General features: G+C 65.9%; 23 protein-coding genes and 4 tRNA genes. 21 read left to right on the top strand and 6 right to left on the bottom strand.

The window, feature by feature from the left end; all coding sequences use genetic code 11:
* Positions 1 to 124 precede the first annotated feature (124 nt).
* The 9 genes from pyrH to QUW25_RS04655 all read left to right on the top strand — a co-directional run bounded on the left by pyrH (position 125) and on the right by QUW25_RS04655 (position 10,061).
* The gene (gene pyrH, locus QUW25_RS04615; protein ID WP_289511049.1) at positions 125 to 856 is read left to right on the top strand and encodes a UMP kinase; all 732 of its coding nucleotides are present in this window, start codon (positions 125 to 127) and stop codon (positions 854 to 856) included.
* Positions 849 to 1,394: a ribosome recycling factor gene (frr, locus tag QUW25_RS04620; RefSeq protein ID WP_289511050.1), complete on the top strand. Its 546-nt coding sequence runs from the start codon at positions 849 to 851 to the stop codon at positions 1,392 to 1,394. The genes pyrH and frr overlap by 8 nt, the downstream gene beginning before the upstream one ends.
* Positions 1,394 to 2,179: an isoprenyl transferase gene (locus tag QUW25_RS04625; protein ID WP_289511051.1), complete on the top strand. Its 786-nt coding sequence runs from the start codon at positions 1,394 to 1,396 to the stop codon at positions 2,177 to 2,179. Before frr ends, QUW25_RS04625 begins: the two co-directional genes overlap by 1 nt.
* Positions 2,176 to 3,129: a phosphatidate cytidylyltransferase gene (locus tag QUW25_RS04630; protein WP_289511052.1), complete on the top strand. Its 954-nt coding sequence runs from the start codon at positions 2,176 to 2,178 to the stop codon at positions 3,127 to 3,129. Before QUW25_RS04625 ends, QUW25_RS04630 begins: the two co-directional genes overlap by 4 nt.
* Entirely contained in the window at positions 3,126 to 4,325 is a 1,200-nt protein-coding gene (dxr, locus tag QUW25_RS04635) for a 1-deoxy-D-xylulose-5-phosphate reductoisomerase (RefSeq protein ID WP_289511053.1), read from the top strand. Before QUW25_RS04630 ends, dxr begins: the two co-directional genes overlap by 4 nt.
* Complete coding sequence (locus tag QUW25_RS04640) at positions 4,322 to 5,710, top strand: site-2 protease family protein (RefSeq protein ID WP_289511054.1); 1,389 nt, start codon at positions 4,322 to 4,324, stop codon at positions 5,708 to 5,710. The genes dxr and QUW25_RS04640 overlap by 4 nt, the downstream gene beginning before the upstream one ends.
* Before the next feature lie 7 nt (positions 5,711 to 5,717).
* Positions 5,718 to 6,794 (top strand): flavodoxin-dependent (E)-4-hydroxy-3-methylbut-2-enyl-diphosphate synthase, encoded by a 1,077-nt coding sequence (gene ispG, locus QUW25_RS04645; RefSeq protein WP_289511055.1) that lies wholly within the window; start codon positions 5,718 to 5,720, stop codon positions 6,792 to 6,794.
* A 432-nt stretch (positions 6,795 to 7,226) separates the two neighbouring features.
* Positions 7,227 to 8,942 (top strand): proline--tRNA ligase, encoded by a 1,716-nt coding sequence (locus tag QUW25_RS04650; RefSeq protein ID WP_436317678.1) that lies wholly within the window; start codon positions 7,227 to 7,229, stop codon positions 8,940 to 8,942.
* A gap of 93 nt (positions 8,943 to 9,035) precedes the next feature.
* Positions 9,036 to 10,061 carry an alpha-hydroxy-acid oxidizing protein gene (locus tag QUW25_RS04655; protein ID WP_289511056.1) on the top strand — a complete coding sequence of 342 codons (1,026 nt, stop codon included), beginning with the start codon at positions 9,036 to 9,038 and terminating at the stop codon, positions 10,059 to 10,061.
* 220 nt (positions 10,062 to 10,281) lie between these two features.
* Here QUW25_RS04655 and QUW25_RS04660 read toward each other — a convergent pair whose 3' ends face one another.
* The 4 genes from QUW25_RS04660 to QUW25_RS04675 form a co-directional block, all read right to left on the bottom strand.
* Positions 10,282 to 10,911: a class I SAM-dependent methyltransferase gene (locus QUW25_RS04660; RefSeq protein WP_289511057.1), complete on the bottom strand. Its 630-nt coding sequence runs from the start codon at positions 10,909 to 10,911 to the stop codon at positions 10,282 to 10,284.
* A 98-nt stretch (positions 10,912 to 11,009) separates the two neighbouring features.
* Positions 11,010 to 11,085, bottom strand: a tRNA-Ala gene (locus QUW25_RS04665).
* 3 nt (positions 11,086 to 11,088) lie between these two features.
* Positions 11,089 to 11,163 (bottom strand) — tRNA-Val (locus QUW25_RS04670).
* Between the two features lie 99 nt (positions 11,164 to 11,262).
* A complete protein-coding gene (locus QUW25_RS04675; protein ID WP_354003624.1) occupies positions 11,263 to 12,006 on the bottom strand; it encodes a biosynthetic peptidoglycan transglycosylase in 744 nt (247 codons plus the stop codon).
* Positions 12,007 to 12,117: 111 nt separating this feature from the next.
* On the opposite strand from QUW25_RS04675, the gene QUW25_RS04680 reads away from it, so the two are divergent.
* A tRNA-Ala gene (locus QUW25_RS04680) sits at positions 12,118 to 12,193 on the top strand.
* Between the two features lie 43 nt (positions 12,194 to 12,236).
* Positions 12,237 to 12,312 (top strand) — tRNA-Ile (locus QUW25_RS04685).
* 291 nt (positions 12,313 to 12,603) lie between these two features.
* Here the strand turns inward: QUW25_RS04685 and QUW25_RS04690 are convergent.
* Complete coding sequence (locus QUW25_RS04690) at positions 12,604 to 14,433, bottom strand: acyltransferase family protein (protein WP_289511059.1); 1,830 nt, start codon at positions 14,431 to 14,433, stop codon at positions 12,604 to 12,606.
* Positions 14,434 to 14,674: 241 nt separating this feature from the next.
* On the opposite strand from QUW25_RS04690, the gene QUW25_RS04695 reads away from it, so the two are divergent.
* The 10 genes from QUW25_RS04695 to ispH are packed head-to-tail and all read left to right on the top strand — an operon-like array spanning position 14,675 to position 22,775.
* A complete protein-coding gene (locus QUW25_RS04695) occupies positions 14,675 to 15,058 on the top strand; it encodes a VOC family protein (RefSeq protein WP_289511060.1) in 384 nt (127 codons plus the stop codon).
* Between the two features lie 15 nt (positions 15,059 to 15,073).
* Positions 15,074 to 17,062 carry an ABC transporter ATP-binding protein gene (locus QUW25_RS04700; RefSeq protein ID WP_289511061.1) on the top strand — a complete coding sequence of 663 codons (1,989 nt, stop codon included), beginning with the start codon at positions 15,074 to 15,076 and terminating at the stop codon, positions 17,060 to 17,062.
* Positions 17,055 to 17,348, top strand: a complete 294-nt coding sequence (locus tag QUW25_RS04705; RefSeq protein ID WP_289511062.1) for a hypothetical protein — start codon at positions 17,055 to 17,057, stop codon at positions 17,346 to 17,348. The genes QUW25_RS04700 and QUW25_RS04705 overlap by 8 nt, the downstream gene beginning before the upstream one ends.
* Positions 17,349 to 17,369: 21 nt before the next feature.
* Positions 17,370 to 18,071 carry a site-2 protease family protein gene (locus QUW25_RS04710; RefSeq protein WP_289511063.1) on the top strand — a complete coding sequence of 234 codons (702 nt, stop codon included), beginning with the start codon at positions 17,370 to 17,372 and terminating at the stop codon, positions 18,069 to 18,071.
* Between the two features lie 3 nt (positions 18,072 to 18,074).
* Positions 18,075 to 18,950 carry a segregation and condensation protein A gene (locus QUW25_RS04715; RefSeq protein WP_289511064.1) on the top strand — a complete coding sequence of 292 codons (876 nt, stop codon included), beginning with the start codon at positions 18,075 to 18,077 and terminating at the stop codon, positions 18,948 to 18,950.
* 5 nt (positions 18,951 to 18,955) lie between these two features.
* A complete protein-coding gene (gene scpB, locus QUW25_RS04720) occupies positions 18,956 to 19,675 on the top strand; it encodes an SMC-Scp complex subunit ScpB (protein WP_289511065.1) in 720 nt (239 codons plus the stop codon).
* Positions 19,668 to 20,489 carry a pseudouridine synthase gene (locus tag QUW25_RS04725; RefSeq protein ID WP_289511066.1) on the top strand — a complete coding sequence of 274 codons (822 nt, stop codon included), beginning with the start codon at positions 19,668 to 19,670 and terminating at the stop codon, positions 20,487 to 20,489. Before scpB ends, QUW25_RS04725 begins: the two co-directional genes overlap by 8 nt.
* Entirely contained in the window at positions 20,486 to 21,193 is a 708-nt protein-coding gene (gene cmk, locus QUW25_RS04730) for a (d)CMP kinase (protein WP_289511067.1), read from the top strand. The genes QUW25_RS04725 and cmk overlap by 4 nt, the downstream gene beginning before the upstream one ends.
* Positions 21,193 to 21,933 (top strand): lysophospholipid acyltransferase family protein, encoded by a 741-nt coding sequence (locus tag QUW25_RS04735; RefSeq protein ID WP_289511068.1) that lies wholly within the window; start codon positions 21,193 to 21,195, stop codon positions 21,931 to 21,933. The genes cmk and QUW25_RS04735 overlap by 1 nt, the downstream gene beginning before the upstream one ends.
* Positions 21,933 to 22,775: a 4-hydroxy-3-methylbut-2-enyl diphosphate reductase gene (gene ispH / locus QUW25_RS04740; RefSeq protein WP_289511069.1), complete on the top strand. Its 843-nt coding sequence runs from the start codon at positions 21,933 to 21,935 to the stop codon at positions 22,773 to 22,775. Before QUW25_RS04735 ends, ispH begins: the two co-directional genes overlap by 1 nt.
* Here ispH and QUW25_RS04745 read toward each other — a convergent pair.
* Positions 22,772 to 24,163 carry a DUF512 domain-containing protein gene (locus QUW25_RS04745; RefSeq protein ID WP_289511070.1) on the bottom strand — a complete coding sequence of 464 codons (1,392 nt, stop codon included), beginning with the start codon at positions 24,161 to 24,163 and terminating at the stop codon, positions 22,772 to 22,774. The genes ispH and QUW25_RS04745 overlap by 4 nt on opposite strands.
* Positions 24,164 to 24,174 lie beyond the last annotated feature (11 nt).

The following is a 24,174-nucleotide window of genomic DNA, read 5'->3' on the forward strand; positions in this document are numbered from 1 at the left end:
CGTGTGTGAACCGTAGGCGCTCGGCAGCGTGGGGAGGGGTGCGCCCGCCCGCTCTGCTAGAATCACGTCTCGAAGGTATTCTCGTCCTCGCGCCCTCGCCCCGCGCGCAGAAGTGGAGGAAGACTTGTCCGACATCAAGTATCATCGCGTCCTGCTCAAGCTCTCCGGTGAGGCCCTCATGGGCGAGCAGGCCTATGGCATTGACCCCGCGGTTCCCCAGCGTCTCGCCGAGGAGATCAGGCCCGTGTGGGAGGCCGGCGTCCAGGTTGCCATCGTCGTGGGCGGCGGCAACATCTTCCGCGGCCTCTCCGGTGCCGCGGCCGGCATGGACCGCGCCCAGGGAGACAACATGGGCATGCTCGCCACGGTCATCAACTCGCTCTCCCTCCAGGACTGCTTTGAGCGCAACGGCATGGACTGCCGCGTCATGAGCGCCATCGAGATGCGCCAGATCGCCGAGCCCTACATTCGCCGTCGTGCGATCCGCCACCTGGAGAAGGGGCGCATCACCATCTATGCCGCCGGAACGGGCAACCCCTACTTCACCACCGACACAGCCGCGGCCCTTCGCGCCTGCGAGATCAACGCCGAGGTCCTCATGAAGGCCACCAACGTCGACGGCATCTATGACGCCGACCCCAAGAAGGACCCCTCTGCCAAGCGCTTTGACACCATCACCTACCGCGAGGTTCTCAACCGTGACCTCAAGGTCATGGACGCCACCGCCACGGCGCTCTGCCATGACAACAAGATGCCCATCATGGTCTTTGACATCAAGCAGCCCGGCGTGTTCATGAGGGCCATTAGCGGTGACCACGTTGGAACGACCGTCGTTGAGGAGGACAGCAATGAGTGAGTACACCGATCGCGCCGAGAAGAACATGGGCAAGTGCCTCGACACGCTCAAGGCCAACTTTGCCCGCGTGAGGACCGGTCGCGCCAACGCTCAGATTCTCGCTCCCATCCTGGTTGACTACTACGGCCAGCCCACGCCCATCACGCAGCTTGCCGCCGTCAAGGTCCCCGAGGCGTCCATGCTCGTCGTCGAGCCGTGGGACAAGAGCTCCCTTCGCGCCATCGAGAAGGCCATCGAGAGCTCTGATCTTGGCATCACCCCGTCCAACGACGGCGTGTGCATTCGCCTTCCCTTCCCCAAGCCCACCGAGGAGCGCCGTCGCGAGCTTGTCAAGGAGTGCAAGGAGCTCGCCGAGGAGGCTCGCGTTGCCGTTCGCAACGTCCGTCGCGACGTTAACGGCAAGATCGAGCGCGACGAGGAGCTCTCTGACGACGAGCAGTCCCGCGAGAAGAAGTCCGTTCAGAAGCTGACCGATTCCTACGTCGCCAAGGTCGACGAGCTCCTCAAGACCAAGAGCGCCGAGGTGATGGAGATCTAGTGTTCCGCGATCTCGATAAGCTCAGGGCGTACTATGCGGACGCCCCTGAGGACATCCGCCTCGAGGACATTGACCTCGAGCGGGTGCCCTCTCATGTCTCGATCATCATGGACGGCAACGGCCGCTGGGCCACCGCGCGCGGACTTGACCGCTCCCAGGGTCATGTGGCGGGCGTCGACTCCCTGCGCGAGGCCGTCACGACGAGCGTGAGGCTCGGCCTCGACGTCCTCTCGGTCTATGCCTTCTCCACGGAGAACTGGAGACGGCCGCAGCGCGAGGTCGACCTCCTCATGCACCTCTTTGCCACGACGCTTGTGAACGAGCTGCCGCTCTTTCACCAGGAGAACGTTCGCCTGCGCTTCTTCGGGGACCTCACCGCGCTTCCCGAGCAGACGAGGCTCGTGTTCCAGAGGGGCCTCGACGAGACCGCCGACCACACCGGCATGGTGTTCGCGCTTGCCGTCAACTACGGCTCGCGCGCGGAGATCGCTCGCGCGGCACGCATCGTCGCCGAGCGCGTTGCCGCGGGCGAGATCTCGCCCAATGAGGTTGACGAGTCCCTTCTCGAGAAGAACCTCTACACCGCAGGGCTTCCCGACCCTGACCTTCTCATCCGCACCTCCGGTGAGCTCAGGCTCTCCAACTACCTCCTTTGGCAGCTCGCCTACACCGAGTTCTACGTGACTGACACGCTCTGGCCGGACTTCTCGCGCTGGGACTTCCTGCGCGCCATCGCGTCCTTCCAGGGACGCTCGAGGCGCTTTGGGGGTGTCGTCACCTCATGACGCAGCGAAGGCCCCAGATTGCGGATGGCAAGGCGAGGGGAGACGGGCTCGACCGTCCGATTGACCTGCTCGAGACCCGTCGTGCCTCCAAGGAGGACAAGCGTGCCGCGGGTGACCTCACCGGTCAGAAGGCGAGAAGCTCCGCCGAGCGTCTCCTCACGCGCACCACGTCCGGGGCCATCTACGCCATCGTCACGCTCGTCTGCCTCTTTGTGGGCCCGCTCACGACCACCGTGCTCATCTCGGCCGAGGCCTGGCTGTGCTGCTCCGAGTTCTTCCGCATCTGCCGCATGGGCGGGCGCATGCCCAACGAGACCATCGGGCTCGCGGCGGCGCTGCTCTTTCCCGTTGCGGCCTACGCAAACGGTCTTCTCGCCCTCACGCTCGTCATCTTTGTGCTCCTGATGGCGTGTGCGTGCTGGTATGTGTTCACGCCCCGCGCGAGCGTGGCTGACGTTGCCGTCACCGCCTTTGGGCCGCTCTACACCTCGCTTGCCTTTTCGAGCATCGTACTCGTTCGCGTGTATGACGCCGGCGTCCCCGGCGCCCTGCTCACGCTCGGCATCATGTTCTCCATCTGGGGCAACGATGCCATGGCCTACTTTGTCGGCTCCGCCATCGGCTCTCACAAGCTCGCGCCGCGCATCTCTCCGAGCAAGAGCGTCGAGGGGTTCTTTGGCGGCATCGTGGGCTCCGTGATCGTGTGGGTGGTGCTCGCCGTCTTTCTCGTTCCCAACCTTGACGTCGCGCTTGCCGTTGCCTGCGGCCTCGTCGTTGGCTTTGCGGGCGTCATCGGCGACCTCTTTGAGTCGCGCATCAAGCGCGGCGTGGGCGTGAAGGACTCCGGCAACCTCATTCCCGGCCACGGCGGCCTGCTCGACCGCAGCGACTCCATGCTCTTTGGCGGCATGGCCGCGTACTTCCTGCTTCTCTTTGGAGGCATTCTGTGACGATCTTCCAAGACCGCCCCGTGCGCACCGCGCAGGAGGGGCCCGTTCGCGTTGCCGTCCTCGGGTGCTCGGGCTCCATCGGCACGCAGACCCTCGACGTCTGCAGGCGTCATCCCGATAAGGTGCGCGTGGTCGCGCTCTCCGTCATGGGCTCCACGCGTCGCCTCGTTGACGCGGCTCGAGAGTTTGGCGTTGCCCACGTTGCCGTGGTAGACGAGCGCGCCGCCAAGGACCCCGTTCTCTCCGAGCTTCCCGCCTCGTGCGAGCTCGGCGTTGGAGCCAGGGCCGTGACGCGTCTGGCCGAGCTTCCTGACGTTGACGTTGTGGTCAACGCGCTCGTGGGCTTTGCGGGCATCCATGCCGGGTTTGCCGCGCTCTCCGCCCACAAGAAGCTCGCCTACGCTAACAAGGAGTCCATCGTCGTGGGCGGTGACCTCATGATGCCGCTCGTACGGCCTGGGCGCCTCCTTCCCGTCGACTCGGAGCACAGCGCCATCTACCAGTGCATCGTTGGTGAGCGCCCCGAGGACGTCTCTCGCATCTGGCTTACGTGCTCGGGAGGCCCCTTCTATGGGCGGAACAGGGACGAGCTCGCCTCCGTCACGGCCGCAGACGCGCTCGCCCATCCCACGTGGACGATGGGGGAGAAGATCACGATCGACTGCTCCACGCTCATGAACAAGGGCCTTGAGGTCATTGAGGCCCATCACCTCTTCCAGCAGCCCATCGACGCCATTCGCGTGCTCGTGCATCGCCAGAGCAAGATCCACTCCATGGTCGAGTTTGTCGACGGCGTGGTGAAGGCCCAGCTCGGCAGCTCGGACATGCGCGCTCCCATCCAGTACGCGCTGAGCTACCCCGAGCGCTGGCAGGCGAGCGCTACGCGCGTGGACTGGTGCGCCGAGGACCCGCTCACCTTTGGCGAGGCTGACGAGCGCACCTTTGGCTGCCTTGCGCTCGCACGCGAGGCGGGTCGCGTGGGCGGCACGCTGCCGTGCGCGATGAACGCCGCCAATGAGGTGGCCAACGAGGCCTTCCGCAAGGGGCTTTGCGGTTTTCTCGATATCGAGCGCATCGTGTCGCGCGTCATGGATAAGACGTGCGCGGAGCGGGTAGAGAGCCTGGAGCAGCTCGATGAGTGCGACGCGCGCTCTCGAGCCCTTGCCGGCACCATTCTTTCGGAGGTCTCCCGTTGAGCAGCGTTCTCTCCGTCTTCTCGGCCGTCTTCTGGGGCGTCCTCGTACTCTCCGTGCTCGTCTTTCTCCACGAGGGCGGTCACTATCTGGCGGCGCGCGCCTTTCGCGTGAGGGCCACGGAGTTCTTCCTGGGGCTCCCGTGTCGCTGGAAGCTCTCGCGAAAGAGCCGCAAGGTGGGCACAGAGTTTGGCGTCACCCCCTTCCTTTTGGGCGGGTACACGCAGATCTGCGGCATGGTCCCGGCCGAGGACGACCTTCTCGCCCCGGCGCTCGACCTCGTGATGAGAAGCGGCAGGATCACCGCTGCCCGTGTTGCGGAGGAGCTGGGCGTTGAGGTCGACCGCGCCTACGAGACCCTGGCGCTTCTCTGCGACTGGGCATCCATTAGGCCGTATTACGATCCCGAGCTGGGGGAGACGCCCAACCAGAAGAACTACCCCGCGGCCTTTGAGACCCTCGAGCGCGATGCCAACCATCTCACCGAGTACGACCGCGAACATGACTTCTTGCTTCCCGGCTCCACCCCCGCCGGGGCCCCGCACGAGACGGGCATGGAACCCGAGGAGTTTCTCGCCCTCGAGCGCTCCAGGACGTATCTGGGCGCGGGCTTTCTCAAGCGCGTGGCCATGCTCGCCGCCGGTCCGCTCGTCAACATCGCCCTGGCGTTTCTCATCGTGACCGCCGCGTTCATGATTCGCGGCGTGGACTACATTCCCAACGTGAGCACCATCGGTGGCGTTGAGGAGGGGAGCCCCGCGGCCGCGGCGGGCCTTGAGGGGAACGACACCATCGTTGCCGTTGGCGACGAGGCCGTAAGCACCTGGGAAGAGCTCGTCTTGGCCCTTCAGCCCTACCTTGAGTCCGGGACCGACTTCGAGCTCACCTTCCAGCGCGACGGGGCGGAGCGGACCGTCACGATCGACCTTCCGGACGGCGAGGAAACGAGCGCCCTCGGCATCTCCTCGCAGCCTTATCAGACGTATCACCCGGGCTTTGTCGAGGCCGCCCAGGCGACGCTCTCCTATGCGGGCGAGGCGGCGAGCTATGTGGCGCAGCTGCTCGTGCCCACGCGCACAATGGAGATCCTCGACCAGTCCTCCTCGATCGTGGGCATCTCCGCCATGGCCGCCGAGGCCGCCTCGAGCGGGCTCTACACCCTCATGATGTTTGCGGCGGCCATCTCCATGTCCCTTGGCTTCATGAATTTGCTGCCCATCCCGCCCTTTGACGGCGGCAAGATCCTCATAGAGGTCATCCAGCTCGTCATCCGCCGCCCGCTCTCCGTGCGCGCCCAGAACGCGCTGAGCTACATCGGCGTGGCCTTCATGGTGTTTGTCTTTGTCGTCGTGCTCAAGAACGACATCTTCCGATTTGTGATTGGCTAGGTGGACCATGGCTGAGAAGGGCGTTGCCCCGCGTGAGCTCACGCGACCCGTGAAGGTTGGAGACGTCGTGGTGGGCGGCGGGGCCCCGGTGTCCGTTCAGTCCATGTGCACGACCGACACCGCCGACGCCGCGGCCACGCTCGCGCAGATCGCGCGTCTTGCCGAGGCGGGCTGCGAGATCATCCGCGTTGCCATCCCCAGCGCGGCGGCGCTCGACGGATTTGCCGAGATCTGCGCCTCCTCGCCGCTTCCCGTGGTGGCAGACATCCACTTTGACCATCGCCTTGCCATCGAGGCGTGCCGTCGCGGGGCCGCAGCCCTTCGCGTGAACCCCGGCAACATCGGGAGCTGGGAGCGCGTCGACGCCGTCATCGACGAGGCCGGCGCGGCCGGTATCCCCATTCGCATCGGCGTGAACGCGGGCTCGCTCGACCCGGCCTTCGCCGAGCGCGAGGACCTCACGCACGTGGAGAAGCTCGTGGGCTCCGCCACGTCGTTCGTCGAACACTTCCGCTCGAGGGGCTTCTCTGACATCGTGCTCTCCGCCAAGGCGCACGGCGTCCCCACGACCGTCGAGGTCAACCGCGCCCTCTCGCGCGAGCTCCCCGACGTGCCCCTTCACATTGGCGTGACCGAGGCCGGAACCGCGCGCCAGGGCACCGTCAAGAACGCCGCGGCCATTGGCGCCCTGCTCATGGAGGGCATCGGTGACACGATGCGCCTCTCGCTCACGGCCGACCCCGTCGAGGAGGTCAACGTGGCCTGGGACCTGCTCTCGGCCGTGGGACTGCGCCGCCTGCGCCCCGAGCTTGTGAGCTGTCCCACCTGTGGCCGCTGCCAGTGGGACCTCATGGGCATCGCGGCTGAGGTGGAGCGTCGCCTTGCCGGCGTGCGCGCGCCCATCACGGTTGCCGTCATGGGATGCGTGGTGAACGGCCCGGGAGAGGCCAAGGGCGCCGACATCGGCCTTGCGGGCGGGCGCGGCCAGGCGATGCTCTTCGCGGGCGGCGAGCCAATCCGCACCGTTGCCGAGGCCGATGCCGTTGACGAGCTCTTCTCGGAGATCGAGCGGCGCTTCTCGTAGAGGTTCTTCTCGCTGCGTCCTTGTGTGCTCTGGCGCGTTGATCTTGTCCAAAAACTACCGGTTTTGGGTTTTGAGAGGCTTCCCGTTTCCTCAGATGGCCTCCCGTGCTCTTCTCGGCAGGTTTTGGGGCCAATCTTTTATGTGCTGGGGCTCTTGTTGTCCAAAAAGCGGTTTTTGAGAAGATCGCGGACGACGTTTGCCCAGTTGACAGTTACCCGTCGCGGCCTTGACGGACGCTCCCCACGCATGCGCATCAAACTTGTTGCCCAAAACCAGCCATTTGGCTCACGAGAAGGGCTCCGCGACGACAAAGCCTGGCGGGGGGGGAACGTGGATTTGGGAGGGAGTCGTGAGGGTTGCGGCCTCGGATGCCCTGGCCGTCCGCTTGTCGTAGAATCGTGAGCGTTGCACCGCTGATTGGAAGGAACGCACGTGAAGCGCTATCAGAAGATGTCCCAGCTCTACGCCCCCACGTTGAAGGAGGACCCGGCCGAGGCCGAGCTTGCGAGCCACCGCCTGCTCCTGCGCGCCGGCATGATTCGCAAGACCGCCGCCGGCCTCTATAGCTACCTGCCGCTCGCATGGCGCTCTATCGCCAAGATCGAGTCCGTCATCCGCGACGAGATGGAGGGCATCGGCGCCCAGGAGATGATGGTGCCCATCCTCACGCCCGCCGAGCTCTGGCACGAGTCCGGCCGCTGGGACGCCTACGGACCGGAGCTCATGCGCATCTCCGACCGTCACGGCCGCGAGTTTGCCCTGGGCCCCACTCACGAGGAGACCTTCACGGACCTCGTGAAGAACGAGCTTCGCTCCTACAAGCAGCTCCCGTGCACGCTCTACCAGATCCAGGACAAGTTCCGCGACGAGATGCGCCCGCGCTTTGGCCTCATGCGCGGCCGCGAGTTCATCATGAAGGACGCCTACAGCTTCTCCGCCACGCAGGAGTCCCTGCAGGAGTGCTACGAGCAGGAGAAGGCCGCCTACGCGCGCATCGCCGAGCGCTGCGGTATCTACGCGCTGCCCGTCGTGGCCGACTCCGGCCAGATTGGCGGCGACACCTCCGTTGAGTTCATGGCGCTCGCGGACTCCGGCGAGGCTGAGCTCGTCTACTGCGACTGCGGCTTTGCGGCGGACGTCGAGGCGGCCGCCACCAAGGTCCCCGTGACCGAGGGCCCCGGCGATGGCACGCTTACGAAGGTGCACACGCCCGGTCTGGGCACCATCGAGGCGGTGGCGGAGTTCTTCGGCTTCCCCGAGAACGGCACGCGCAAGTCCCTCGCGCTCGTTGCCGAGGACGGCACGAACGTCGTTGCCATCGTCCCCGGCGACCACGAGCTCAACGAGATCAAGGCGGGCAAGCTCTTTGGCGCGTACCACCTCATGACGGACGAGGAACTCGAGCTGGCGGGCCTCCACAAGGGCTTCATCGGGCCCGTTGACCTGCCCGAGGGAGTGCGCCTGGTCTGCGACGAGTCCCTGCGCGAGAGCCAGAGTTGGACCTGCGGCGCCAACGAGGTTGACTACCACTTCACGGGCGCCCGCCCCGGCCGCGACTTTGAGGTTGACGAGTGGGCCGACCTCGTGAGCGTGAAGGCCGGCGACCCCTGCCCGCACTGCGGCGCCGCCCTCAAGAGCGCCCGCGGTATCGAGATCTCCCAGGTCTTCCAGCTCGGCACCAAGTACTCCGAGGCCATGGGCGCCACCTTTGCGGACGAGGACGGCGTGGAGCGCCCGTTCCTCATGGGCTGCTACGGCATCGGCGTCTCCCGCACGCTGGCCGCCGTCGTGGAGCAGCACAACGACGAGCACGGCATCTCCTGGCCCGTCTGCGTGGCGCCCTACGAGGTGGAGGTCGTGCCGCTGGCCGTGAACGACGACGTGGTCACGCCGGTTGCCGAGAAGCTCGTGGGCGAGCTCTCTGCTGCCGACCTCGAGGTCCTTCTCGACGACCGCAAGGAGCGCCCGGGCGTCAAGTTTGCCGACGCCGACCTCATTGGCATCCCGTACCAGGTGATCCTGGGCAAGCGCGGCGTGGCAAACGGCATGGCCGAGGTCAAGGCCCGTGAGACCGGCGAGCGCTTCGACGTGCCGCTTGACGAGGTTGCGTCCTGGCTCACCGAGCGCGTCGTCCCCGCTCGCGCCTGATTCAGCAGGGGACAGACCCCCTTTGAATCATCCTTTTGAATCACGTGCCCCGGTCCCTCTTGCCGGGGCACCCCTCTATCGAGAGGAGCTCTCATGAGCTACGCTGAGCTCGCCGCCGCGGCACGCGGGAACATCGGGCCCTTCTGCAAGGCGTGCCCCGTCTGTGACGGGCGTGCCTGCGCGGGCGTGATGCCCGGTCCCGGTGACAAGGGCGTGGGCCACGTTGCCGAGAAGAACTGGCGTGCCTGGCAGAGCGTTTCCGTGAACATGGACACCCTGCACGAGTTCTTCTCGGCGGATACGCGCACGACCGTGCTGGGGCGCGAGCTCTCGCTCCCCGTGATGATCGGCCCCGTCGGCGACGTTCAGCGCCACTACGGCGAGAAGTACGACACGGTCTCGTACAACCGCTGCGTACTCACCGCGGCGGCGGGGGAGGGCACGCTCGCCTGGACCGGTGACGGCCTCGACGGCTCCATCATGACCAAGGCGTGCGGCCTCATCGACGAGCTCGGCGGCGCCGGCGTTCCCACCGTTAAGCCTTGGGATGAGGTCACGCTGGGGCACAAGCTCGAGGAGGCCCTTGCGGCACGTCCCGCGGCTGTGGCCATGGACATCGACGCGGCGGGCCTTCCGTTTCTGCGCGGACAGCAACCACCGGCCGGCGCAAAGTCCGCGGCGCAGATTGCGGACGTGGCGACGCGCTGTCACGAAGGCGGCGTTCCCTTTGTGCTCAAGGGCGTCATGACGCCTGCGGCGGCGCTCAGGGCCGCGGAGGCGGGCGTGGACGCAATTGTGGTCTCCAACCACGGAGGTCGCGTTCTGGACGGTACGCCGGCCACGGCAGCGGCTCTCCCTGCCATTGTTGATGCGGTGGGCGAGAGGGTAGAGGTCTTGGTCGACGGCGGCATCCGCAGCGGTCTCGACGTGTTCCGTGCGCTTGCCCTGGGGGCGCGGGCGTGCCTGGTGTGTCGTCCCTTTGTGGTGGCGGCCTTTGGCGGGGGAGAGGACGGCGTGCGCGCGTATCTCGCCCAGCTGCGCGCCGAGCTTGCGGACGCCATGGAGATGTGCGGCTCGGCCACGGTGGTCGACGTCACGCGCGACCTGCTCTGGGGGTAGCGAGTCCTTCTCGCCGGACTTTCTTGAGAATCGACGCCATGCCGCTGGGTGCATTCACCAGGTGTATCCGCCAGGTGCATCCCGACCCGCGCCAGTTCCCCGCCAGGTGTATCGACCCGACGATAAAAGCGCGCCGGGTGTATCGAGGTGCGAATACACCTGGCGCATACACCTGGGATCAAATCGAAAGTAGCCGCTCGAAACGCCGTCTATGCGCCATTCAGCAGCGACTCTCGCTAGGAATCGAGATGATGCCCGAGCACGACGACATGCGCTCGAACGTCGCCGCGGGAAAGAAGTTTCGAAGCTCGTCATAGACGAAGTAGATCTCGTCGGGGTCCCATGCGTCTCCCACGGCGGCGCGGCACTGCTCGAGCTCCCGACGCGTCTCAAAGGCAACGTCTCCGATGTAGAGGCAGCCGCCCTCAGATAGCAGCGGGATCAGCGAGCCAATGAGTCCTCGCCTTCCCTTGTCGTCAAGGTGGTGGAGCGAGTACGTTGCCACGATGGCATCATAGGTGCGGGAGGCAAGCTCTGGCGCCAGGCCGCTCGAGAAGTCCCTCTGGACGAGCAGCGCGCCCGGCATCTTCTCCTGCGCCACCTCGACCATGCGAGCCGAGAAGTCCTGCCCATAGACCTCGCAGCCGGCATCGTAGAGGCGCTTCGTAAGGGTTGCCGTCCCAAAGCCGAGGTCAAGCACGCGTGCGCCGGCCACGGTTGTCACACGCTCAAAAATGGCGTTCATGACGCGGTCGTAGCCGGCAAATGGGTAGGCGTCCGCGGCTTCCGTGCACTCGACCGACTCGTCGTAGGTGCCTGCCCAGTCGTCAAAGTCCTTCTCGCTCAGCATGAGAGATGCCCCGTTCCATCTGTGGACCCATTGGTTACGCATGTGCCTGAGCGCATACGAAAAACGACGGCCCGAGAAGACCGTCGTCGTGTAAATCATGGTGGAGATAAGGGGGTTCGAACCCCTGACCTCGTGACTGCCAGTCACGCGCTCTCCCAACTGAGCTATATCCCCATGTGGTGGGCGATGCTGGATTCGAACCAGCGACCCCTTCCGTGTGAAGGAAGTGCTCTACCCCTGAGCCAATCGCCCGCGCTTGTGCGCTAGAGCATCTTATCAGAACTTGGCCCCAATGGCACGACAAATTTGCCGGTTGCGACAAAACTGTGGTCGAGAAGCAAGACGCGCAGCTCAGGGGCACACCGAAGACGCGGAATCAACGAGACCGTACTTCTCCATCTGCCCGGCAACCAAACGCGCGCGTCTCCATGCGAGTTCCATGTCTTCAGAAAGCAGGCTCGGCGCGTTGGGAAGCCCCGCCATGAGCGCGCACTCGCAGGACGTCATCTCCCTCGGGGTCTTGTCCAGAAACCGGCTCGAGGCCTCCCCGATGCCCGTGCAGTCGTCCCCAAAGTAGGAGGTGTTGACATAGAGCTCCAAGATCTCACTCTTGTCGTAGTGCGCCTCAAGGTCAAAGGCGAGAAATACCTCGGCTACCTTCCGCGAGAGGTCCTTCTCCTGTGTGAGAAAGAGGTTCTTCGCGAGCTGCTGCGTTATGGTGGACCCGCCCTGCTCGAGGGAGAGCGTCGTGAGGTCGTGCCAGGCGGCCCGTCCGATTGCGATGACATCAATGCCAGCATGTTCGTAGAAACGGTGGTCCTCAATAGCCACAACCGCGCGGAGGTACGTCTCCGGAAGATCTTCCATGGCGACAAAACCGGGTTGAGAGCGCACTTCTTCAACGGTCTGCTCAAGAGAGCTTGCCTTGAGTGCCTCTCGATAGAGCGCATAGCCGCGCCAGGTGAGTGCCAATGCCGCCAAGAGCGCCAAAACAAGTGCCGCGAAAAGAACCCGTCGGAGCAGCCTCAGAAATGACCTCATGAACCCTCCCTTCGCCTTGACTGTATTGTGACGAGAGCGCCTACCGGGGGCCATGAGCTTGGCTTACGCTAGCGTGACGCTTTTGAAAGGTTTGCGAGGTCCCTCCGTCTCAAAAAAGTTGTTGACGCGAGCGCTCACTCTGGTATAGTTACTTCCGCACCAAATGGGGATATAGCTCAGTTGGGAGAGCGCGTGACTGGCAGTCACGAGGTCAGGGGTTCGAACCCCCTTATCTCCACCATGTAAATGACGGCGGCGGCTTCGGTCGCCGCCTTTTTTACAACGGGCTCTTGGCGCAACGGTTAGCGCAGGGGACTCATAATCCCTGGGTTGGGGGTTCGAATCCCTCAGGGCCCACCATGGTTTCTGCGACGACGACCCCTGAGGGTCGTCGTTTTTGTTTATGTGCGCCAGGTGTATGCTCCAGGTGTATTCGCACGTCGATACACCCGGCGCGCTATTTTCGTCGGGTCGATACACCTGGCGGGGAACTGGCGTGGTGCGGGATGCACCTGGCGGATGCACCTGGCGAATGCATCTGGTGGATGCACCCAGCGGCATGGCGTCGATTCTCGCAGACGGGCTCGCAAAAATAGCGCGGGCCGACGCCCCCAGGGCACCGACCCGCGCTTTCACAGCGAGAAGAACGTGCTAGCGGCCCGTGATTGCGCGCCGGAGCATCATCACGTACGCCTCGGCGCCCTCGGGGCGCAGATGCGTGCCATCGTTCCAGAAGTACTCGTCGTGGCCCGCGCTCTCCGCATACCAGTCGATGACCTCGACGTTGTCGTACTGCTCCGCAACGCTCTTGAAGAGCTCGTTGTTCATGTCCTGCAGCGCCATCGGGACGCGCGTGGTCACGAGGTAGACCTTCTTGTCGGGGCCGGCGGCGTCAATGAGCGCCTTCACCTGGTCCTCGCGCGCCACGCCGTTGTTGCCAAGGGCAAAGACGACGACGTCCGCGCCGTGTCCGTCGGCAACGCACTGGTTGTACACGTCAAGGCCGGTTCCGAGCTGGCGGCCAACCTCGGAGTCGATCCAACCGTTGGGAAAGACGCGCTGGAACTGCGTGGCGGCGCCCAGGGAGACGGAGTCGCCCACGAGCAGCACGTTGGCGTCGGTGGCGCCCGTCTCAACGTCAACGTCGTAGTTCAGGCGGTTGATGGTGTCGAGCGCGCTCGCAAAGGCGGTGTTCACGAGGTAGGTACCGGTGGCGTCGTACGCGTCCTTCTCGGGGTTGAACTGTGCCATCTGAGTATCCGTTCCCTGCTGATCGGTTGGAACCCCCGTCTGCTCGGCGCTGATGGGGGCAAGGCTCACAACAAGAACGCCCACAAGCGCGGCAGCCTGAAGCGCGTGAGAGAGGCGCAGCCCTCCGACAAGCCTGGGCGTGTGGTCGCTGCGCTCGATGAGCCGGTAGGAGAGCTCCGCCGCAACAGCGATGACAACAAACTCGATCACCCAGCCCCACCAGGGGAGCTCCGTCGTCCTGGTTGCCGGGTTCATGATGAGCAGCAATGGGTAGTGCCAGAGGTAGAGGGCAAAGCCGCGCTTGCCTGCGCCCGAGAGCGGAGCGAGGCCCAGAAGGCCCGAGAGCAGCCCGACGGACGGGCGCGACACCACGCCGATGACGATGGCCGTGAGCACGGCCGCGAGCAGCATGCCCCCGCGGTAGGCAAACTCGGAGTAGCCGTTGAGGGTGACCATCATGACGACGATTCCCGCAATCGCGGCCACGCCCGCGAGGTCGTAGACCCACCACGGCAGCTGACGACGAGCGGCGCGCTTTCCGGACCCCGCGTCCCACGTGATGTTCCAGCCCTTGCCACGCGTGATGATTGCGCACCATGCGCCCACGAGCAGCTCCGCGGCACGCGTGTCCGGCCCATAGTAGATGCGGTTGGTGTCTCCCAGCGGGTCATAGAGCACGGCCATAAGCACCGTCGAGGCAATCGCGAGGACGGCGACCGCGCCCGCCGCGACGCTGCGCTTCTTGAAGACCTTGGAGAGAATGAGCAGCAAAAGCGGCCAGACAAGGTAGAACTGCATCGTCACGCCCACAAACCACAGGTGGGTGAGCGGCGAGGGGAGGCCCGCGGCAGCAAAGTACGAGACGTTGCGGACTATGTAGTAGATGTTCTCAAAGAAGAGCAGCGCGGGAATGGCGTCGGTCTTGACCTTGGGAAGAAGCGCCTGCGAGAAGAGCGCGCAGAGAAGGGCCACCACGCCCACGAGCACGAGCATCGAGGGAAGCATGCGCGCAACGCGCCGCACCATGAAGCGAAGATAGTCAAAGCCGCCCTTCTTGGACATGCTGCGCTCGATGGAGAGCGTGATGAGATACCCCGTGAGGACAAAGAAGACGGTGACGCCAAAGTAGCCGCCCGGAAGCCAGGTGGCGTTGGCGTGATAGACGATGATTGCCGCAATGGCGAGGATTCTCAGTCCGTCGAGCGCGGCGACCTTTCTCGTGGCCGACATGTGACCCTCTCTCTAGTACTCGCCCGTGGGGGCGTGGCGTCTCACGCAACCATTCTATAGTCAGAAGGGGCCTTCGGCACAAGAAGGAGCTTGACCACGAGAAGAGCCGATTCTCCACACCGCTAGTTGAGGGACGCCCCCTGGGCCGCCGGGACATTCTGCGGACTCCTCGTGAGGTTGCTGCTGATGATCCGTGGCGTGGCATATACTCATAGAGTTTGCTTCGACGAGAGGGGACATCATGACCGCAGAGAGTCCGGTCGATCTGTTTGACCTGCATATCGCCCACGTTGGCATCAATGCCCAGAGCCCCCAGGAGGCCGAGGGCGTGGCCAACCTCCTCTGTGCGCTGCTCGGGATCGAGCGGGGCGAGGAACCCTTCCCCGTCTCCGCGTTTGCCGGCACTCTCGTTGAGGTCATGAACAACGGCGGTCGGGGAGAGAAGGGCCACATCGGCCTACACGTTAACGACATCGATGCCGCCATCGCTTGGTACGAGTCGCGCGGCATCGAGTTTGACGAGCGCTCCCGCACCCTCTGCCCTGACGGCTCCGGCCGCACCTACCTCATCTACTTCAAGGAGCAGATCGCTGGCTTTGCGATCCACCTCACCATCGCGGACTAGCACAAGGATAAGCACGTGATCGCACTCGCAGACAAGATTACCAAGTCTTTTGGTGGACGAACCCTCTACACCGCCGCCACGCTCCAGCTCAACGCCGGCGAGCGTTGGGCACTCGTGGGTCCCAACGGCTCTGGCAAGACCACGCTCCTGCGCATCATCATGGGCGAGGAGGGCCCCGACGAGGGCACGGTGAGCTTTGCGCGCGACACGACCGTGGGCTACCTCGAGCAGGAGACCAAGCTTGCGGGCGAGAAGAGCGCGCTTGCCGAGGTGGTTGACTCCGCGCACGAGGTCAAGCACGTCGAGCGCCAGGTGGCCGAGCTCGAGCGCAAGATCTCTGAGACCGCTCCCGGCCCAGAGCTCGATGCGCTGCTGGAGCGCTACGGCCACGCGCAGGACCGCTTTGAGCGCCTGGGCGGCTACGAGCTCGAGGCGCGCGCCCGTCAGATCCTGGGCGGCCTCGGCTTTCCCGTGGAGGATTTCGACAAGCCGGCCCGGGAGTTCTCCGGCGGCTGGCAGATGCGCATCGCCCTCTCCAAGCTGCTGCTGCGTCACCCCGACCTGCTGCTGCTCGACGAGCCGACCAACCACCTCGACCTTGAGAGCGTCAAGTGGCTCGAGCAGTTCCTCGCTGGCTACGACGGCGCCGTCCTTCTCGTCTCTCACGACCGCGCCTTCATGGACGCCTGCGTCTCCCACGTTGCCGCCGTGGAGAACCGCAGGCTCACCACCTACACCGGCAACTACAGCTCCTACCTCAAGCAGCGCGAGGACAACCTCGAGCAGATGCGAGCCAAGCGCGCTGCGCAGGAGCGCGAGATTGCCCACATGCAGGTCTTCGTGGACAAGTTCCGCTACAAGCCCACGAAGGCCGCCCAGGCGCAGGAGCGCATGAAGAAGATCGAGCAGATCAAGAGCGAGCTCGTCATCCTTCCCGAGGGAACCAAGAAGGTGCACTTCTCGTTCCCCGAGCCTCCGCGCACGGGCGACGAGGTCATCAGGCTCGAGGGCGTCTCAAAGTCCTTTGGCGAGAACCACGTCTACTCGGGCGTTGACCTCAAGCTGTATCGTGGCGACCACGTGGTGCTCGTGGGACCCAACGGCGCCGGCAAGTCCACTCTTATGAAGCTCATCAACGGCAAGCTTTCTCCGGACTCGGGCAGCGTCTCCCTTGGCAAGAGTGTGACGCAGGCTTATTACGCCCAGCACCAGCTCGAGCAGCTCAACGAGGGCAACACCGTCCTCGGAGAGATGGACGAGGCGGCCCCCGGATGGACCACCTCCGAGGAGCGCCGCCTGCTCGGCGCCTTCCTCTTCCACGGGGACGACGTGACCAAGCGCGTGAGCGTGCTCTCGGGTGGCGAGCGAGCGCGCCTTGCCCTGGCAAAGATGCTTGTGGCGCCCGACCCGCTACTGCTGCTCGACGAGCCGACCAACCACCTCGACATCGACTCCGTTGACGTTCTGGAGCGCGCGCTCGTGGACTTCAAGGGCACGATCGTGCTCATATCCCACGACGAGCACCTCGTGCGCGCCGTGGCAAACAAGGTCGTGGACGTGCGCGACCACAGGGTGACCGTCTACGAGGGTGACTACGACTACTACCTCTACAAGCGCGCCGAGCTTGAGGCGCGCGAGCAGGGGGAGGCGCCTGCGACCACACCCAAGGCTGCGGCTAAGCTTGAGCCTGAGACTTCTCAGACGACGGGCCGCAACGTCAAGACGAAGGAGCAGCGCCGCGCCGAGGCCGAGGAGAGAAACCGAAGGAACCGCGCGCTCAAGGCCGAGCGCGACCGTCTACGTGAGGTCGAGGCTGCCCTTGAGCCCGCGCAGTCGCGTCTGAAGGAGCTTGAGGCCCTTATGGCCGACCAGGAGCTCTACAACGATGCCAAGCGCTTCGACGAGTGCATGACCGAGTACACCGCGCTCTCAAAGAAGGTCCCCGCGCTCGAGCAGGAGTGGCTCGAGCTCACCGAGAAGCTCGAGGAGGCCCTGGGTGAGTAGGACCCTGCTCCCGAGCCTTCTTCGCGTGCTCGCACGGGTGCTTAGGGTATGCGCCTGGGTGCTCGTTGCGCTTGTCGTGGCAGATGCCGTGCTGCCCGCGGGGCCTCGTGCGCTGCTCCTGCCGGTCAACTCACTCATCTCTCAGCTCATGCCGGCTCCGATGAGCGGTCTCTTCGTCTTTCAGACGCCCTTTGAGGGCGCCTTCAGGGGAGACTTTGCCATCGTTGCTATAGTGTTGCTCGTGCTCGACTGGATCTGCTGTCGCGTTTCTGCCTCGCTGCGCTAGCGCCGCGAGAGGGGAGAGGCCGTGCTCTACTCAACCGAACAGCTCGTCTCCATTGCGGTGACCGTGCTCCTCGTGATGTTCTCGGCCATCGTGCACGAGGTCGCCCACGGGTGGGTTGCCTATCGTCTCGGGGACCCCACGGCCAAGGAGGCGGGCCGCCTCACGCTTGATCCGCGCGCCCATCTCGACGGCTTTGGCTCAGTTCTGCTGCCGCTCATCATGGCATTTCTCGGCGGGCCGGTCTTTGCCTTTGCGCGCCCGGTGCCCTATAACCCCTACCGGCTGCGCCACCCGCGCAGGGACGAGCTCCTCGTTGCCTTGGCGGGGCCTGCCTCCAACGTGCTCCAGGCGCTCGTTGGCACGGCTCTTCTCGGCGCGTTCTGGTCCCTTGCTCCGGGCGCCTACGCATCCGGCACGCTCTCCCTCGAACTGGTGGGGGGCACCCTCGATCTGCTCACAACCTACGTCTACGTGAACCTGGTGCTCTGCTTCTTCAACCTCATTCCCTTCCCGCCGCTCGACGGCTCCAAGGTGGTCCTCTTCTTCCTCAAGGGGGATGCGAGAAGAAAGTTCTACGAGCTCAGCCAGTACGCGATGGTGGGACTCATCCTCATTCTCTACGTTCTGCCCACCGTCTTGGGCTTTGACCCGCTCGGCATCTATCTCAACGCCACCGCGGGCAGGTTCTATGACGCGCTCGTCACGCTGGCAACGGGGGTGTAGGCCGTGTCGTACCGCGTCCGCACCCAGACCTACTCCGGTCCCTTTGACCTGCTTCTCCAGCTGGTGAGCAGGCAGAAGGTCACCATTGGCTCCATCTCCATCTCCGAGGTCGCAAACCAGTACCTCGAGGAGGTCGAGCGCATGGCCGACCTTGACCTCGACGTCGCGAGCGACTTTGTCCTCGTTGCCTCAACGCTTCTTGACATCAAGGCCGCGTCGCTCGTTCCCGACGAGGCGATCAGGCGCTCGGTGGACGAGCTTGACGAGGAGGGCGACGACCTCGAGGGGCTTACCCCCGACGAGGCGCGCGAGGTTCTCATTGCCCGCCTCATTGCCTATAAGCAGTTCAGGGGCGCCGCCTCGGCTCTCGCCGCCCGTGCGGAGGCAGAGGGTCGCATGCACCCCAGGACCATCGGGCCCGACCCCGAGTTCCTGGGCCTCATGCCGGACTATCTCGAGGGCATCACGCTGCGCAGCCTCGCCGTCATCTGTGCGGACATCGACAGCCGTCGAGAGACCTTCCTGCTTGAGGCGGAGCACGTGGCCCCCAAGCGTCTTCCCGTTGCGCTCACCGTTGCCGCCGTCGACCGGCTCGTGCGCGGCCGCGGCCGGGTGAGCTTCTCGGAGCTCATTGACGGGCAGGAGACGCCCGAGGTCGTTGTGGCCAACTTCCTCGCCATCCTCGAGCTCTACAAGCGCGGGCTTGCCACCATCCGCCAGGACGAGCTCTTCGGTGACATCCTCATCGATCACGTTGAGGGTGCCGCGCCCTACGAGCTCGACGAGTCCGTTCTCGCCGAGATTGAGGCCGAGGGCGACTATCCCCAGCAAACCGACGTTTCCGCCGCCCCGGCGGCTGTTGCGACCAGCGAGAGGTGATGACCATGCCAGGACTTGAGAGGCTCGAGTCTGGTTCGCTCAAGGGGCTGCTCGAGGCCCTGCTGCTCGTCTCTGACGACTCCGTGCCCGCCACCGAGCTCGCGCGCGCTGCGGGTGCGGAGCCCGGGGAGGTTGCCTCCACGCTCGCCGAGCTCGCCGCAGAATACGAGGACGCCAACCGCGGCTTCCAGCTGCGCGAGGTGGCTGGGGGATGGCGGCTCTTCACGCACCCCGCCTACCATGACCAGGTTGCGGACTACGTGCTCTCCTGGGACACGCGTCGCCTCTCTCAGGCCGCCCTCGAGACGCTCGCCGTCATCGCCTACCATCAGCCCGTCACGCGCGAGGGCGTGCGCGCCATCCGTGGCGTCAACTCGGACGGCGTCATCGCCTCACTTCGCGAGAAGGGCCTCGTTCGCGAGGTCGGTCGCGAGAGGGACCGCGGCCAGGCCCAGCTCTGGGGCACCACGCGCCTCTTCCTCGAGCACTTTGGGCTGAGGAGCCTGCGCGAGCTGCCGCCGCTCGAGGACTTTGCCCCCGATGAGGAGTCCCGCCGCTTCATCCGTGAGCGGCTCTCCGGGCGCTCCATCCAGTCGACGCTCGAGGAGGCGGAGGCAGATATCGACGAGGAGCGCGCGCTGCTCGAGGACTACGACGAGGATGGGGTCGCCGACGATGCCGCCGGCTCCGCTTCCGGGGAAACGGGCGTGAGCGAAGATGAGTGATCCCATCCGTGAGGACGGGCTCTACCCCATGCGCCTGCAGCGCTTTCTCGCGCGCGCGGGCGTTGCGAGCAGGCGCGGCTCGGAACGGCTCATGACCGCGGGCCGCGTGCGCGTGAACGGCGTCGTGGTGAGCGAGCTTGGCAGCAAGGTCGACCCGGCCCATGACGTGGTGACCGTCGACGGGGTGGAGTGCCGCATCGCGACGGGTCCCACCTGCCTCATGCTCTACAAGCCCGTGGGCTACCTCACCACGATGAGCGACCCCTACGGTCGCCCGACGGTGGCCGACCTCGTTCCCGTGGCCGATCACCCCGGCCTCTACCCGGTGGGCAGGCTTGACATGGACACCACGGGCCTCCTGCTGTTCACGACCGACGGTGACCTCGGGCAGGCGCTGCTTCACCCGTCGCGCCACGTGACCAAGCACTACGTTGCCCTCGTCTCCGGGACGCCCGACGAGCGCGACCTTGACCGGCTGCGCGCGGGCGTGATGCTCGAGGACGGGCCTGCCGCCCCGGCGCGCGCGGAGCTCCTCTCGCCGCGCGACCCGCTCTTCTCGGTGGTGGCTCCCCATGGCGCGGGCCGTACGGGAGGCGGCGAGAAGAACGCGGTGGTGGGGCTCACCATCCACGAGGGCCGCAAGCACCAGGTGAAGAAGATGATGCAGGCGGTGGGCCATAAGGTGCTCCGTCTGCACCGCGACGCGTTTGGGCCGCTCGCGCTTTCCGGAATTGTGGAGGGCGCGTGGCGCGAGCTGAGCGAGAATGAGACCAGGGCGCTCGAGGCGCTCTGCAAAGGAAGGGAGCACCAGTGATCGTTGCCATTGACGGGCCGTCCGGCTCGGGAAAGTCCTCCGTCGCGCGCGAGGTGGCGCGCCGTTGCGGCCTTACCTACCTGGACACGGGCGCCATGTACCGCTCCGTTGCGTTCACGTGCCTCGATGGCGGCGTTGACCCCGAGGACGCCGAGGCCGTCGCTCGCGTTGCCCGGGAGATCGACATCGAGTTCCAGACGGACGAGGGCGGCCAGCGCGTGCGCGCCAACGGGAAGGACGTGACGAGCCAGATCCGCACCCCCGAGGTCGAGCTTGCGGTCTCTCCCGTCTCCGCAAACCCCGCCGTCCGCGAGGTCATGGTTGCCCTCCAGCGCCGCGCGGGCGAGCGCGGCGACGTGGTCGCCGAGGGGCGCGACATTGGCACCGTTGTCTTTCCCGCCGCGGACGTGAAGGTCTTTCTCAGCGCCTCGCCCGAGGCCCGCGCGCGCCGTCGCGCCGTGCAGCGCGGTGGGGGCAACCTTGCGACGGGGGAGAACGTTGTCGTTGACGAGGCCGCCGAGAAGGCGATTCTTGCCGACCTCGTGCGCCGCGACGAATACGACTCCACGCGCGAGGCCTCCCCCCTGCGCCCCGCCGAGGACGCCGTGCGCATTGACTCCTCCGACCTCTCCTTTGAGCAGGTGGTCGCGACCATCCTCGCCCTCTCTCCCGAGCTTGCCGCCCGTGCCGAGAGGAGCGCCTAATGGCCGAGAAGGACGACGCCGCCCAGGCCGGGGGCCGCATGCGCGCCTTTGCGGGCAACAGCTTTGACGACTACTACGACCACGACATCCGCGAGCACCCGCTTCCCGGGCGGCTCTTCATCGGAGCGATCGTGCGCATCCTCTGGGTGATCACCAAGTTCCTGTGGCCGTGGAAGATCGAGGGCGCCGAGCGCCTGCTGAATGACGCGCGCGGCCGCATCCTCATCATGAACCACGAGTCCATGCTCGACCCGGTGGTCGTCGTGGTCACGATGTGGCTCGCGCACGTTCCCGTGCGCATCGTCTACAAGAGCGACTTTGACCGAATCAGGCCCGCCACGTGGCTCTTCTCACGTGCAGGCGGCTTTCCCGTGGAGCGCGGCACCGCGGACATGAAGACGGTCCGCCGCGCCCGCGCCATGCTCATGCGCGGCGAGTGCGTGCTCATCTACCCCGAGGGTACCCGCGTGCGCGACGACGCGGACGAGAAGCCCCACGGCGGCTACGCCATCATGGCCCAGCTCGCCAAGGCACCGGTTCAGCCCATCGCCATCATTGGTGCCCGTCACCTGCGCTTTAGGCGACCCGTGCTCATGCGGGTGGGGGAGCCCATCGAGTGGGGCGACCTTTCCGCCCAGAAGCGCAAGGAGCAGCTCGCCGAGATGGAGCGCACGGGTATGGAGCGCGTCTACCAGCTGCGCAACGACCTGCGTGCCGAGCACCCCGAGGTGAGGGACTGATGCCCGAGATTCGCGTTGCCGGCGAGGCGGGCGCCTGCTACGGCGTGGAGCGCGCCCTCCAGATGGTGGAGTCCGCCGCGGCGGAGGGCGCGGGCGTGGTTCACACGCTCGGGCCCCTCATCCACAACCCGCGCGTCATCTCCGATCTTGCCGCCCGCGGCGTGGACGCCGTGGGCTCGCCTGAGGAGGCGGCCGGCGACACGCTCCTCCTGCGCACGCACGGGACGGTTCCCGAGGAGGAGGCGCGGGCGCGCGAGCTCTGCTCCCGCGTGCTCGACGCCACGTGCCCCTTTGTGAAGAAGGTCCACCTTGCGGCGGAGCGCCTCTCGAGCGAGGGCTACCAGGTCGTCGTGGTGGGGGAGGCGGGTCACCCCGAGGTGGAGGCAACGCTGCCGCACGCGCCCGGCGCGGTGGTGGTGGGCTCCGCCGAGCAGGCCGCTGCGCTCCCGCACGCGCGCAAGGTGGGCGTTGTGGTGCAGACGACGGCGCGCCGCGCGCTTCTTGCCGAGGTGGTCGAGGCGCTTCTCGGCGTGGCCGAGGAGGTGCGCGTCATCAACACCATCTGCGAGGCAACGTCCGGCCACCAGGCCGCCGCCGAGCGGCTCGCGCGCGAGGCGGACGTGATGATCGTCATCGGCGGGCGCATCTCTGCCAACACCACGCGTCTTGCGGAGATCTCCGCGGCGTGCTGCCCCAGGACGCATCACGTTGAGGGTGCTGACGAGCTGCGTGCCGAGTGGTTCTCCGGCGCGGACCTCATTGGCATCACGGCCGGCGCCAGCACGCCGGCGTCGCAGATCGAGGCCGTTCGGACAGAGATCGAGCGGATGGTGGGCGCCTAGGGGCGCTTACCGTCGAGCGCGGCGAGAAGGGCGTCGAGGTAGTCTCCGGGGTTGGGGACGCTTACCGCGCACGCCGCGCCGCGGTGCCCGAGCTCATCGAGGATGCGGGCCTGCGTGTCCCCGTCAAGCGTGAGCTTGTCAAAGTTGAACATGACCTCGGGAAGGACCACGAGGGTCCCGGCGAGGCCTTCGGGGAGCTGGGCGAGCAGGTCCTCCGAGACGATGAGCCCCGTCACGTTGACGTCCCCGCCAAAGTAGTCGTTGCGTATCGCGAACGTGCGCACGCGGCCCGCCGGCGAGGCGGTCTTGCAGAAGGCGTCGATCGTCTCGCGCGCGGCCTCGCCGCAGACGAGCAGCGCCTGGAGGCTCTTCTCGGCAAGCCGCGCGTCGATTTGAGCGAGCTCTGGGGCGCGCTCGCGCGCGACGAGGGCCGTCTCGTCCAGAAAGCTCCTGAGCATGCCGATGCCGTCGTAGAACTGCGGGTAGCCGTCGTAGGTCTCCGCGGCGGGAACGGGCAGCTGGGCGTCCACGTAGAACTCGTCCGAGAGCTGGAAGCGCGTGATGCCGAGCGTCTTGCGCGCGCGGGCCTGATAGGGCTCAAGGAGGCACACCACGTTGCGCGACGCCTCGAGGTCGTCGGAGTACGAGCTGTGGAAGCGGCGGCTGTGCTTGGTGTAGCCGAGTGGGACGATGGCGAGCGAGGTGATGCCCGGGCGAGCCTCCACCCAGTCGAGCGTGGCGCGCAGCTCCTCGCCGTCGTTGATGCCCGGGCAGAGCACGATCTGCGCGTGAACCTCAATGCCGGCGGAGAGGATCCTCTCGAGCACGTCGATGCCGCGCTGGGCGTGGCGGCCGATGAGCGAGCGGCGGACCTCGGGGGTTATGGCGTGGATGGAGACGTTCATCGGGGAGAGGCCGCAGGTGATGATGCGCTCGGCCTCGTCGTCCGTGACGTTGGTGAGGGTGACGAAGTTTCCCTGCAAAAACGAGAGGCGGTAGTCGTCGTCGCGCAGCGTGAGCGTGGCGCGGGCCTCGGGCGGCAGCATTGCCATGAAGCAGAACTGGCACGCGTTCACGCAGGTGCGAATGCCGTCAAAGAGCACGTCGGTGAAGTCGACGCCCCAGTCCTGGCCGGGTTCGCGCCAGAGCTCGCAGGGGGTCGTCGTGTCGTCGCGCGGGTCAAAGACCTCGAGCTCGCAGCATGCGTCGTCTGCCTCCCAGCGCCAGTCGATGATGTCGCGGGGCTCGACGCCGTTCACGGAGACGATGCGCATGCCGGGCTCGATGCCCGCCTCCCAGGCGGGGCTGCCCTCCTCAACGCCCGCGACCCAGGCGCCCGTTGCCTGTGGGCGCGTTGACGCGTAGTCCGCGCGCTTCTGCTCTGCCATGCTTCCCCCGT

The sequence above is a fragment of the Thermophilibacter provencensis genome, assembly GCF_030372065.1.
Classification (GTDB): domain Bacteria; phylum Actinomycetota; class Coriobacteriia; order Coriobacteriales; family Atopobiaceae; genus Thermophilibacter; species Thermophilibacter provencensis_A.

Bases quoted from the DNA above. Each gene is read 5' to 3' on its own strand.
- frr (WP_289511050.1), top strand. From the start codon at position 849: ATGAGTGAGTACACCGATCGCGCCGAGAAGAACATGGGCAAGTGCCTC.
- QUW25_RS04630 (WP_289511052.1), top strand. From the start codon at position 2,176: ATGACGCAGCGAAGGCCCCAGATTGCGGATGGCAAGGCGAGGGGAGAC.
- ispG (WP_289511055.1), top strand. From the start codon at position 5,718: ATGGCTGAGAAGGGCGTTGCCCCGCGTGAGCTCACGCGACCCGTGAAG.
- QUW25_RS04655 (WP_289511056.1), top strand. From the start codon at position 9,036: ATGAGCTACGCTGAGCTCGCCGCCGCGGCACGCGGGAACATCGGGCCC.
- QUW25_RS04660 (WP_289511057.1), bottom strand. From the start codon at position 10,911: ATGCTGAGCGAGAAGGACTTTGACGACTGGGCAGGCACCTACGACGAG.
- QUW25_RS04675 (WP_354003624.1), bottom strand. From the start codon at position 12,006: ATGGCCCCCGGTAGGCGCTCTCGTCACAATACAGTCAAGGCGAAGGGA.
- QUW25_RS04690 (WP_289511059.1), bottom strand. From the start codon at position 14,433: ATGTCGGCCACGAGAAAGGTCGCCGCGCTCGACGGACTGAGAATCCTC.
- QUW25_RS04695 (WP_289511060.1), top strand. From the start codon at position 14,675: ATGACCGCAGAGAGTCCGGTCGATCTGTTTGACCTGCATATCGCCCAC.
- scpB (WP_289511065.1), top strand. From the start codon at position 18,956: ATGCCAGGACTTGAGAGGCTCGAGTCTGGTTCGCTCAAGGGGCTGCTC.
- QUW25_RS04725 (WP_289511066.1), top strand. From the start codon at position 19,668: ATGAGTGATCCCATCCGTGAGGACGGGCTCTACCCCATGCGCCTGCAG.
- QUW25_RS04735 (WP_289511068.1), top strand. From the start codon at position 21,193: ATGGCCGAGAAGGACGACGCCGCCCAGGCCGGGGGCCGCATGCGCGCC.
- ispH (WP_289511069.1), top strand. From the start codon at position 21,933: ATGCCCGAGATTCGCGTTGCCGGCGAGGCGGGCGCCTGCTACGGCGTG.
- QUW25_RS04745 (WP_289511070.1), bottom strand. From the start codon at position 24,163: ATGGCAGAGCAGAAGCGCGCGGACTACGCGTCAACGCGCCCACAGGCA.